This is a genomic window from Pseudoalteromonas sp. HM-SA03, from assembly GCF_002289345.1.
In the GTDB taxonomy this organism is placed as follows: domain Bacteria; phylum Pseudomonadota; class Gammaproteobacteria; order Enterobacterales; family Alteromonadaceae; genus Pseudoalteromonas.
This window is the reverse complement of sequence record NZ_NSDG01000044.1, coordinates 25,410-35,001: the sequence shown is the minus strand read 5'-3', so window position 1 is coordinate 35,001 and position 9,592 is coordinate 25,410. Positions and strand designations below refer to the sequence as shown.

General features: G+C 42.0%; 9 protein-coding genes and 3 pseudogenes (1 of these 12 running past the window's edge). 8 read left to right on the top strand and 4 right to left on the bottom strand.

What is annotated here, in order from left to right:
• On the bottom strand, positions 1–2 hold a 2-nt sliver of the coding sequence (locus tag CKO50_RS08330) for a transposase (RefSeq protein WP_095727778.1). It extends 976 nt beyond the left edge of the window; a 2-nt sliver of its 978-nt coding sequence is all that appears in the window; only part of the start codon is in view: it crosses the left edge, with 2 bases visible at positions 1–2; its stop codon lies off the left edge, out of view.
• A 326-nt stretch (positions 3–328) separates the two neighbouring features.
• Between CKO50_RS08330 and CKO50_RS08325 the strand changes: the two are divergent.
• From CKO50_RS08325 to CKO50_RS08305, 5 genes and pseudogenes are all read left to right on the top strand, one after another.
• Positions 329–584 (top strand): annotated as a pseudogene (locus CKO50_RS08325) (type II toxin-antitoxin system Phd/YefM family antitoxin).
• Positions 577–847 (top strand): annotated as a pseudogene (locus CKO50_RS08320) (Txe/YoeB family addiction module toxin). The pseudogenes CKO50_RS08325 and CKO50_RS08320 overlap by 8 nt, the downstream one beginning before the upstream one ends.
• Positions 848–876: 29 nt before the next feature.
• Positions 877–1,020 (top strand): annotated as a pseudogene (locus CKO50_RS08315) (transposase); the annotation flags it as partial.
• Positions 1,021–1,214: 194 nt separating this feature from the next.
• Positions 1,215–1,625, top strand: a complete 411-nt coding sequence (locus CKO50_RS08310; RefSeq protein ID WP_095727777.1) for a hypothetical protein — start codon at positions 1,215–1,217, stop codon at positions 1,623–1,625.
• 260 nt (positions 1,626–1,885) lie between these two features.
• A complete protein-coding gene (locus tag CKO50_RS08305; RefSeq protein ID WP_010603675.1) occupies positions 1,886–2,377 on the top strand; it encodes a hypothetical protein in 492 nt (163 codons plus the stop codon).
• 166 nt (positions 2,378–2,543) lie between these two features.
• Here CKO50_RS08305 and CKO50_RS08300 read toward each other — a convergent pair whose 3' ends face one another.
• Both CKO50_RS08300 and CKO50_RS08295 read right to left on the bottom strand, forming a co-directional pair.
• Entirely contained in the window at positions 2,544–2,777 is a 234-nt protein-coding gene (locus CKO50_RS08300) for a hypothetical protein (protein ID WP_010369844.1), read from the bottom strand.
• An 88-nt stretch (positions 2,778–2,865) separates the two neighbouring features.
• Positions 2,866–3,765 (bottom strand): LysR family transcriptional regulator, encoded by a 900-nt coding sequence (locus tag CKO50_RS08295; protein WP_095727776.1) that lies wholly within the window; start codon positions 3,763–3,765, stop codon positions 2,866–2,868.
• A gap of 110 nt (positions 3,766–3,875) precedes the next feature.
• Between CKO50_RS08295 and CKO50_RS08290 the strand changes: the two genes are divergently transcribed.
• The 3 genes from CKO50_RS08290 to rsgA all read left to right on the top strand — a co-directional run bounded on the left by CKO50_RS08290 (position 3,876) and on the right by rsgA (position 7,340).
• Positions 3,876–4,739 (top strand): type 1 glutamine amidotransferase domain-containing protein, encoded by an 864-nt coding sequence (locus CKO50_RS08290; protein ID WP_095727775.1) that lies wholly within the window; start codon positions 3,876–3,878, stop codon positions 4,737–4,739.
• Positions 4,740–4,749: 10 nt separating this feature from the next.
• Complete coding sequence (locus CKO50_RS08285; protein WP_095727774.1) at positions 4,750–5,904, top strand: iron-containing alcohol dehydrogenase; 1,155 nt, start codon at positions 4,750–4,752, stop codon at positions 5,902–5,904.
• Positions 5,905–6,296: 392 nt separating this feature from the next.
• Entirely contained in the window at positions 6,297–7,340 is a 1,044-nt protein-coding gene (gene rsgA, locus CKO50_RS08280) for a ribosome small subunit-dependent GTPase A (protein ID WP_095727773.1), read from the top strand.
• A 223-nt stretch (positions 7,341–7,563) separates the two neighbouring features.
• On the opposite strand, the gene CKO50_RS08275 is transcribed toward rsgA, so the two are convergent.
• Positions 7,564–9,534, bottom strand: coding sequence for a TonB-dependent siderophore receptor (locus CKO50_RS08275; RefSeq protein ID WP_095727772.1), 1,971 nt, complete (start codon positions 9,532–9,534; stop codon positions 7,564–7,566).
• Positions 9,535–9,592: the final 58 nt, after the last annotated feature.

Genomic DNA, 9,592 nt, shown 5'->3' with positions numbered 1-9,592 from the left:
ATCGTTTGGTTTCNCTCAATCCTTTGAGTGCAGAATTAAAGCTTAGGCGGGATCTTAGGAAGGTGCAAATTAAGTGGTGGGTGTCAGCGATTTGATAATTCTTTCAATTCACAGATCCAAGAATGCCTAGCTTCTTAAAGATGGCTTTGAATGCTGATGATGACGTAATTTAACAAGCCACCACACTCGGAAATTTCACTTACTCCGCTCCCAAAATTCCGGTGAGCGGAGTGTTGGTTACCTTATCAATATTACATGCTCAATTTACTGTACAAGTAGAATGGTGAAGACTATACTTGTTCCATTAAATGTACATGTAGAGGTTCTTATGAGAATTGTATCTTTTACTGAAGCTAGAAATGGTCTTAAAGCTGTTCTAGACGGTGTAGTTAATGACGCAGATACAACAGTCATTACACGTCGTGACTCTGAGGATGCTGTGGTTATGTCTTTAGATTACTACAATAGCCTTATGGAGACTGTTCACTTACTACGCTCTCCTCAAAACGCTGAACACCNTAAATCGTTCGATTGCACAGTACCGTGCTGGTAAAACAACAGCACGAGAGTTAATTGATGAGTAGTAGTCAACGTTTACTGTCGTGGACTGATGACGCTTGGGATGACTATCTGTATTGGCAAACTCAAGACAAGAAAACACTCAAGCGCATCNAACAAACTCATCAATGATGTTAAGCGCTCCCCATTTGAGGGCATCGGTAAACCAGAGCCGTTGAAAGAGAGCTTATCTGGTTTTTGGTCTCGTCGTATTGATGACACTAACAGGCTTGTTTATGCAGTTGATAATCAAGCGATAACGATAATTTCGTGTCGTTACCACTACTAAATTAGAGGCGGCGATAATACAGCAAGCGACTTAGGTGTATCGAACTTGTGTTCGGCAACATGATAGTGAATAAAGGAATGAATAAACTCACATTACGAGGGAAAGTGAATGCGCAATGGAAGTTGTATTGCTTGGTGCATAATCTAGAAAAGTTGCAAAAAATAATACACTAAGAAGTGTAGCTCATTTTAAACCTCAAAAAGCCACAGAGACCAGCCTTATAGCCTCATAAAACACAGTAAAAAAATGACAGTGACGTTTAGAGTAAACGATTGAATCAAATAAAGAACTCGGCTAAGGTTGATACCACTATGCAAAATGTATTAAAAATGAGCAATTCTACAGGCTCGTTAGGCATTCCTAAAGTATGAAGATAAATTTAAGTGATAGCCATAAATTAGAAATCGTTGTATTGAGCCGAGGAGCGGATGAGTACGACTATGATTACAATCTTCGGCTAACTTTGAGCTCTAGCGGGTTCACTTTTACAAAGGACGTATGGGCTGATGGAAGTGAAGTACAGGAATTCATAAAAAATATTGAATCATTAAAAAGTACATTAAAGGGCGAAGCTAAACTAACTTCTGAAAGCCCTGATGAATTGGAGTTGCTAATAAAACCAGTTGATGCCCTTGGCCATTTTGTTCTAAAAATCGAACTTGGAAACCAGTTTATGATAGGGAAAGAGTGGTTTTGGTCGAAGTACATCGATGCATTTTCTCTAGAGGCTGCAGCATTAGAATTGGTTTGTGATGAGCTCTTAGAAAATTTGGTATAAGAATGCCTAAGGATGGATTGGTGATACCCATCACTAATTGCATTGACGTAAGGAAAATGAAGGCTTGAAATTTGTAGTGGGTGTCATTGATTTTTGTTGATTTTTGCTTCTTGATTTTTGAGCTTGGGATATATGAAGCGTCATTCGACTTTGATAGTTTGATATGATATTGGCAATCTAATGATGACTCAGGCTCCTTGCAATGCTAGCTTCGTGTGTGGATCATTTTGTCTATGTGCCTGAAAAACTCAGAGGACAACATGTCTAATAAAAGTCTTCGTGCTCGAATTCCAGCCTATAAAATGGCATTTGCAAGTGGCGAACTACAGAGAACCTATAAGGATCTCGTCTCTATTGTTCAAAGTCTCAGAGCTGAATTCAGTAAGCAGTATAAAGGCCAGTTTACAGTCGCAAACGTGTTACACGGATATATTGACTTTACATACTTTTATCTGCAAAACGATTACCTTAAAAAACACAAACTCAAATTGGCAGTGGTGTTGAACCATCAAGAGGTGCAATTCGAACTTTGGCTCCTTGGGCAAACAAAGGATGTTCAGATTGATTATTGGGCAAAGTTACAGGGGGTTAGGTGGGTGGATCAAGATGTTATGCCCGAGTGGTCAATCTTTGAAATTTTAATGCTTGCTGACCCTGATTTCGATAATGTAAAAGCGCTATCTGAGCGGATCCACGGTGTGTTTGCAGAACTGTCCGAGGAGATCTTTACTACATTGAAGGTGTACCAATAGTACACCTAACACACATAAATTTTCGCAGGTTATCCGCGTCGTAAAGTATGTGCAGCTAATTTCTTTTCAAACTTTAAATCTGTTTAACTCTATTTCTAGCGAAAAAAAGAGTGCTAGTAGTAGCACTCTTGTCAATGCAAAATTCAATAGCAGTAACCTTTAGTTGCTAGTCCATGCTTGGGGCGCTGGAATATACCAACTCAATTAGGTTATTCATCGTTCTTGATTTTTGCATATAAGCCTTTTCCATATGGGCAAGCTCTTGTAATTCAAATAAGGTCGTTTCTACGAGTGCCAGCCATTTTTCTGTGGTGTCTGGTACCGCTTCACTTTGCTTTGTTGCTTTTTTTAGTGCGTCGTAATAAATAGTTAAGTCACGATATTGGCTTTGATAGTCCATTGATGCTCCAACCCGTCTCTTTTAATTTACAGCAAGGTAACAGGAATTCTCAGCAGAAATCTGCGGAAAATGATTTTTTTACAACTTTTTAATTCGAAAGATAATTAATATTAGCAAAGGCGGAGATCACATCTTTTGCAAAAGCAATGCGAGGGTGTTTTAACGCGCCCTTTTTCCATACCAAATAGATATTGTTTTCAGGGCCTACAGGGCCAAGTTGGATCAGTTCACCTGCTTTTATGAGATCTCGGCAGAGATAATCGGGGAGAACGGAGTAGCCTATTCCAGAGCGGATGATGTTAGCAATTGCTCTAATGTCTGGGCAAATAGCGATGACATTAGAGTTGCAGCTCGCATTAAATACACGGTCAAAGTATTGTCTAACCAAAGGTAAGTCTTGATCGTACGTGACGACGTTATAGCTAGAGAGTAAGTCGGCGGTAATATCGCTGTCTTGAATTTCTCTGCCCTCTAAACGGTTCATCACTAGCCACAATTGTTCTTTGTCTAAAACGAGATAGTCAAAGGTTGTGGGATCTGGCGCAGAGGCGGCAATGGCGATGTCGGCGGTGTCGTGTATTAGTGCGTCGAAAATGTTAATTTTATTGCCAATATGAAGTACCACGTTAATGTTGCCCGCTTGCAATAAGTTGGCGATTTGTGGACCGGAGACAAAGCTTAAATACTCCGCGGGGCCAACAATATTTAGTGTGCCAAACACCGCGTTGGAGCGCGCTCGAATTGAGGTGATCTTCTGCTCTAAAATATCGATATGACCAGACACCTGCAGCGCTAAGTCATGTGCTGTTGGCGTTGGCTTTACCCCTCTTGCTTGGCGTTCAAACAGGGCTTTTCCTACTACCGCTTCCATGGTTTGAATATGTGCCGTGACAGCTGGCTGCGACATCCCCAAGTTGGCCGCTGCCTTGGTGATATTTTTGCAGCGGTATACTTCCACAAAGGTTTTTAGTTGGGTGAGGTGAGACATAAATTACTTGAGCCATAAATATTCTGATTGCTCTTACCAATTTATCCGAATTCTCATGTGTCCGCAAATCGCCTAAACTCGTCGATATTGAACTGGTATGAGGAGCCGGGATGAAAAAGAGTATAGTGAATACGATGGTGTGGGTGTCATCGTTATTGGGTGCAACACATGTGCTTAGCGCTCATGCAAGTGAAGGTGAAGTATTAGTGTTACTTTCGAGCGAAACCTCTATGGAACTTGCCAGTGGTGAGACAATAGAAACAGGTTATTACCTCAATGAGTTTGGGATACCTGCAAAGGCATTGGTGGATGCTGGATATAAATTGATATTAGCAACACCAAAAGGCAATGCCCCTGCTGTTGATCAAAAATCAGTGTCGGTTAATTACTTCGGCGGTGATGAGACTAAATTACAAAGCATCAAAAAATTTATTGCTAACCTGCCAGATATTAATAATACCGCAAGTTTTAGCGAGATCCTTGCTGCGGGGCTAGACGAATTTGATGCGGTATTTATTCCAGGCGGACACGCACCGTTAATTGATTTGGCGAATAATCCGCAGGTGGGTGAAATTTTGCGCCATTTTAACCGCGAGAATAAACCAACAGCTGCGATTTGCCACGGCCCAGTTACGTTGCTGTCGGCACAAAGTGAACCAAAAGCGTACTATCAGAGTTTAACAACACAGTCACCTGTTCAAGCGAAAAACTGGATTTATGACGGATATCAAATGACGATATTTTCGAACCCAGAAGAACAAGTATTTGAAAGCACGTTAAATGGCGAAAAGCTCAACTTTTACCCAGCAGCCGCGATGTCTCAGGCTGGAGGAAAAATGCAGTTTGCAAATGCATGGCAGCCAAAAGTGGTTGTTGATAGAGAGCTAATTACAGGGCAAAACCCGTTTTCAGACACATTACTAGCAGAAAAGCTGCTAGAAATGTTAGCGAAAGAGTCGAATATTCAACAGTAAGGAATTGAGCATGCTTAATTTTGTATTTAAAAATCAAACCGAAATTCTTTTTGGTAAAGGCCAAATGAGTGAAATCACCTCACGATTACCAGAGGCTGCAAAGGTGTTGCTACTGTACGGCGGCGGCTCGATTAAAAATAATGGTGTATACGACCAAGCAATGAATGCATTGACAGATGTTGAGGTTGTGGAATTTGGTGGTGTGGAGCCAAACCCAACATATGAAACGCTAATGCAAGCGGTCGCGACGGCAAAGCAAAATAATGTTAATTTTATTCTTGCGGTTGGCGGCGGCAGTGTGATTGACGGCGCAAAGTTTGTGGCGGCAGCCGTGAATTTTGACGGTGAGCCTTGGGACATTTTGGTAAAAGGCGCAAGCTTTAGCAATCCATTACCGATTGGTGCCGTGCTTACTTTACCTGCTACAGGCTCTGAGAGTAACGGCAACTCAGTGGTTACAAAAAAGGCAACTTCGCAAAAGCGTGCGTTTTCGTCACCAACAGTGCAGCCGCAGTTTGCGGTACTTGACCCAGAATACACCTATTCACTGCCGCCTCGCCAAGTGAGTAATGGGGTAGTGGATGCGTTTGTTCACGTGATTGAGCAGTATTTAACGTATCCAGTAAATGCGCCACTGCAAGATAGATTCGCAGAAGGTATTTTACAAACGCTTATCAGCGAAGGGCCAAAGGCATTAAGCGAGCCTAACAATTATGATGTAAGAGCAAACGTTATGTGGTCTGCAACTATGGCGCTAAATGGCCTTATTGGTCAAGGCGTACCTCAGGATTGGTCAACCCATATGATTGGTCACGAGCTAACGGCGTTGTATAACCTTGACCACGCGCAAACGCTTGCGATTGTATTACCTGCGGTGATGTATGTGCAACGAGACAAAAAAGCTGAGAAAATAAAGCAACTTGGTGAGCATGTGTTTGGTATTGCAGCCGCAGACGAAGCACAGCAAATTGACCAAACGATAAAAGCAGTTCAAGACTTTTTTGAGTCGATGGCGGTGCAAACCCGTTTAGCTGATTATCAATTAGACGAAAAAGCAGTACAGGAAGTTATTGCTAATCTGGAAAAGAATGGCATGACGGCACTAGGTGAGCACGGCGATATTGATTTAGCGAAGGCGAAAGAGATTTTAATGCTGGCGTTGTAAGCTTATTAAAATCACAAGAGCAGGCGGATCAGCGTCTGCTCTTATTTTAACCCAGATAACATACAAAAAATTGCGTGATTGATATCGCTTTAAACACAAAACTTTAATCTATTATTGAAATTGGTTGCGTGAAATACTTGGTTTACCTAGTCTATCTTCAGTGCTACTCTACGGCAGTATTCAAAAGAGTTGAAGGAGAATTTGATGATTGTTTTATTGAGCCGCCCGGTAAAAGTTGTAGCTAGGTGTGATTAGTAGACTCTAACTTTCGTCTCTTCTAAATTTTTTACTCCTTTTACCCGGTGTGATGCCTAATGGGCTTATCCGGGGTCAATGATATTCATTAACCCTGCTTGATTTTTGCAGTCTTTCTGCATTTTTGAGATTTTATAATGAATACATCTTATTCGCCAACACAGCTTGGTTGGCAAGCATTTTTTCAACAGCAACTGACACTAACAGAACTGGAATCATCAAATCTTGGCCGCGTGATAGTGCACCACAGAAGTAATTATTTAATCCAGTTGCAATCACGACAAATTTCTTTAGCTACTCATGTATCACTGCCTAGTATGACGGTTGGTGATTGGGTTTTGTTGGATGAAAATTATCAATTTATTAGGCTATTATCCCGCAAATCGGTTATTTCAAGGAAAGCTGCTGGCAGTAAAGTCGCGGAGCAATTGATAGCCGCAAATATCGATAGCCTGTTTATTGTTTGCTCGCTAAATCAGGATTTTAATCTAAACCGGATCGAACGTTACTTAGCACTGGCTAACGAAGCTCAAGTGGAGCCAATTGTTGTTTTGACCAAGAAGGATTTGGTCGATTGTTGGCAACAGCAAGTACAACTCGTTCAGGAGTTGGACCCATTTTTGACAGTCGAAGCGATAAATGCGTTGGAGCCGAGCTCCGTTGAGTGCCTAAAAGCTTGGTGTAGCGCGGGCAAAACGTTGTCATTTGTAGGTTCTTCTGGTGTGGGTAAGTCCAGCTTGGTGAACACGCTGTTAGAGTGTAGAGAGCAGCTCACTGGTTCAATCCGTGAAGATGATGCAAAAGGGCGGCACACGACAACCTCTCGCTCGTTACATTTTATGGACAATGGCTCAGTGTTGCTCGATACGCCAGGAATGAGGGAGATCCAGCTAGCCGACTGTCAACAAGGTCTCAGTAAAACATTTGCAGAAATTGAGGCGTTAGAAAGCGCCTGCCGCTTCAGTGATTGCTCACATCAAAATGAGCCCGGATGTGCTGTTCAGCAAGCGATAGAGAGTGGAGAACTTGAAGTTAGGCGCTTCAACAACTTTATAAAGTTAAGAAGTGAACATCAAAGAAACAAAGCCAGCCTAAAAGATAAGAGAGACAAGGAACGGGCACTTGCAAAAAAGTATCGTGTTGTACAAAACGATACTAGAAGACTAAAAAAAGGCTACTGAGCTGTACTAGCTAGTTCTGTTTTATCTTAAACCAAAGTGGACTCGCTCCACCTTGGTTTTCGCTTTTCTACGCTAAAGTACGGCTAAAGAGACACCCACTTTATCTTTTGAGGTAAAAATTTAAAAACATTAAAAAGACACCCATTTTTAAACTGTGACGCTAAAGTGGGTGTCTGCATATGCCAACATGAAACTGTATCGTTTCAGCAATGATCAGAAGTAATTAATGACCAAACTTAATGCGGATCCCTGCATTGATCGTAAATCCGTCATTACGAGACCAAATATCAGTTGTCCACCGTCCACTCGGAGCCTGTTGAGTTAGCAATATTGGCTCATCTTTAGTTTGCCGAACATTGAGCAAGTTCTCTGCATTTAAAAAGTAACTTACGTTTCCAAGGGTGATTTGACCAAGTAAGCCTAAGTGCCAGTAAGCGTCGCTTCTATCACGGTAAGGGTTATTTTCGAGATGCTGTGTACCAGTATAATAAGCTTCAAAACCTAGTAGGTGACTGCCATGCTTTTCCCACATAATTACTGCACCAGCAGAATGTGTTGGTGTTAGGGTTAAGGGAGTTCGGGCAGTGCCTAATCCGCTAAGTTTTGTTGCGTCAGTATATAAATAGCTTCCAGTTATTTTGATGTCATGCCAGTGGTATCGCAAAAGCAATTCTGCGCCACGAATTTCGGTCTGGCCTGGAGTATTCACTAATCGAACGTGGTTATTTGTATTCGGGCTTTGGGCTTCGATGACCTCAAGCTCAGTGACATTGTCGACATCTGAGGCAAACAGGGTGACACTTGTTTCAATGTCATCAAATACATAGCTGAGATCAATAGACGCTGTAGTCGCCAGTTCCTCCTCTAAGTTACTTAAAGGCTCAAGGCGAGACAGGCCACTGTCTTCAATATCTTCAATAAAAGGTGTCGGCGCAAAGAAGCCTTGACCGTAGGATCCGCGAATTGTCCAGCTGTTTGGATTGTACAAAATGGATGCGCGTGGACTAAACTGAGTGCCGTATTCACTGTGCCAATCGGTTCTGGCGCTAAATGATATTGAAACGTCTTTTTCTGTGTCATAGTCTATCTGTGAAAATAACCCAGGCACTTGATAGTTATAGTTAAATTCTGAAAAGTCATCAGACTCAAAGCGGTCAGACTGATAAGCTACTCCAACAAGCCAAGCAATAGCTTCACGATAACCCGATACACTAGATTCAAATAAGTAACTTTCATGGTTATCTGTTTCTTGAGTCAGACCATAAACATGGTCATGCTCCTGATGCATCGCTGAACCACGAACACTGAGGTTTATTTCTTCACTAAGTGGTTGGTCGAAAATAAAACCGCTATCTAACCTTAATGAGTCTTGATGTTGAGGAAATGATTCACCTGTAGGTAATGTATCCGTTTGTTGCGTACCACCTTCGCGATTTTCTCTCATCGCACCAAACGTCCAATAAAGGTTGGCACCGTCTTCATCTTCCCAATAAAAACGTGGGCGAACGGTCGCGCGCTCATAGCCTGCTATATCAAGCCAACCGTCATCGTCTAAATCTTGCTGAGCCTGATGATGAAGGCCTAGAGTAATTGACGCACGAGTACTAGGGGTCAGTGGGGTTGCAAAATAGGAGGTAATATCTTGACCACTTTTTGATGTTGCATTAAGTAGCACTTCACCTTCAGATTCATCTCCTGGTGTACGAGAGATAAGATTAATCACCCCGCCTAAGGCTGATCCACCATACAAAGAAGAAGCTGAACCTTTGATAATTTCAACATTGGCTAAGTCGGTTGGAGGGATTTGAAGCAACCCAATTGATGCAGTTTGTCCACCATATAATGGCAAACCATCACTAAGTAGCTGGGTATAGCGACCATACAGGCTTTGCAATCTTATGTTGGCACTGCCCAAAGCTGGAGAAGTATTTTGTACTCGTACACCGCCAGTTTCGGCAACTAGCATAGAAATATTTCCGGGCCGCATTAAGGCTTTTTCTTGGATTTCTTCACTATTGATAATTTCAGTTCTAGTTGCTGACTCGTTCACGATCCGGCCAAGCCGTGACGCGGTTACCTGAATTTTCTCTATTTTACTTTGGTGATGTTCTTCATGATGTTGGTGTTCTCCTGCATAAGATACAGACGGGCCAAGTAAGATAGCAAGCGCTACCTTTGAATATTGATTAAGCATGTTTTACCTCAGATGATGCAAAACACTGCGAAGTTTTATTAGCTTAATACCAGCTCAA

What these genes read in the sequence shown, in the direction of transcription:
- CKO50_RS08310 (WP_095727777.1), top strand. Translation starts at nt 1,215, where the DNA reads ATGAAGATAAATTTAAGTGATAGCCATAAATTAGAAATCGTTGTATTG.
- CKO50_RS08305 (WP_010603675.1), top strand. Translation starts at nt 1,886, where the DNA reads ATGTCTAATAAAAGTCTTCGTGCTCGAATTCCAGCCTATAAAATGGCA.
- CKO50_RS08300 (WP_010369844.1), bottom strand. Translation starts at nt 2,777, where the DNA reads ATGGACTATCAAAGCCAATATCGTGACTTAACTATTTATTACGACGCA.
- CKO50_RS08295 (WP_095727776.1), bottom strand. Translation starts at nt 3,765, where the DNA reads ATGTCTCACCTCACCCAACTAAAAACCTTTGTGGAAGTATACCGCTGC.
- CKO50_RS08290 (WP_095727775.1), top strand. Translation starts at nt 3,876, where the DNA reads ATGAAAAAGAGTATAGTGAATACGATGGTGTGGGTGTCATCGTTATTG.
- CKO50_RS08285 (WP_095727774.1), top strand. Translation starts at nt 4,750, where the DNA reads ATGCTTAATTTTGTATTTAAAAATCAAACCGAAATTCTTTTTGGTAAA.
- rsgA (WP_095727773.1), top strand. Translation starts at nt 6,297, where the DNA reads ATGAATACATCTTATTCGCCAACACAGCTTGGTTGGCAAGCATTTTTT.
- CKO50_RS08275 (WP_095727772.1), bottom strand. Translation starts at nt 9,534, where the DNA reads ATGCTTAATCAATATTCAAAGGTAGCGCTTGCTATCTTACTTGGCCCG.